This window comes from Persicitalea jodogahamensis, assembly GCF_014651615.1.
Lineage (GTDB): Bacteria > Bacteroidota > Bacteroidia > Cytophagales > Spirosomataceae > Persicitalea > Persicitalea jodogahamensis.
This window is the reverse complement of the sequence record NZ_BMXF01000015.1, coordinates 1-521: the sequence shown is the minus strand read 5'-3', so window position 1 is coordinate 521 and position 521 is coordinate 1. Positions and strand designations below refer to the sequence as shown.

Genomic DNA, 521 nt, shown 5'->3' with positions numbered 1-521 from the left:
GTATAGCCTTGGCAGAAATTCATCTGCCCCAGGGGCCTGGGAGTGAATTATTTGAGTGGGGAACGCGGGCAGTATCGGATCATGCCGGAGGCCGCGCGTAAGCGAAAAATTGATGTGGTGCTGGCGTGGCGTTACGATGGCACGGGCCACCCCGCGCTTTGCCCGGTCCACTCAGGCGTTGGTCAGCGCTCCGAAGGAGTTCCAGAATCTGGGGGTTGACTTTATATCCTATCAGGAGAACACAGACACAACTACCCCTACGGGAGAGCTGATTTTCCATGCGGTGGCCTCACTGGCTCAATCGCTTCTGCGATCCGATCGAGAGTTCACTGATTAGCCAGCGAGTGCGGGCGGGCATGGCCAGGGCTCAGGGTGAGTTGATTTCCCGCCCTTGCCTGGCGGGTGCAAAACAGAAAGCCATTTACGAGTTGTCTGAGCAAGGGGTATCGGTGAACCAAATCAGCAAGCGACTTGGCATCGCCTGCGGAACGGTGTACAACTACGTGCAGAAGCGAAAATCA

1 protein-coding gene and 1 pseudogene are annotated in these 521 nt (G+C 56.6%); both read left to right on the top strand.

The window, feature by feature from the left end; genetic code table 11:
- Positions 1-112: 112 nt before the first annotated feature.
- Positions 113-337, top strand: a complete 225-nt coding sequence (locus tag IE117_RS26375) for a recombinase family protein (RefSeq protein ID WP_229581510.1) — start codon at positions 113-115, stop codon at positions 335-337.
- Positions 279-521 (top strand): annotated as a pseudogene (locus IE117_RS26370) (hypothetical protein); the annotation flags it as partial. The gene IE117_RS26375 and the pseudogene IE117_RS26370, both read left to right, overlap by 59 nt.

Excerpts from the sequence above, each read along its gene's own strand:
- IE117_RS26375 (WP_229581510.1), top strand. The coding sequence starts at position 113 with ATGTGGTGCTGGCGTGGCGTTACGATGGCACGGGCCACCCCGCGCTTT.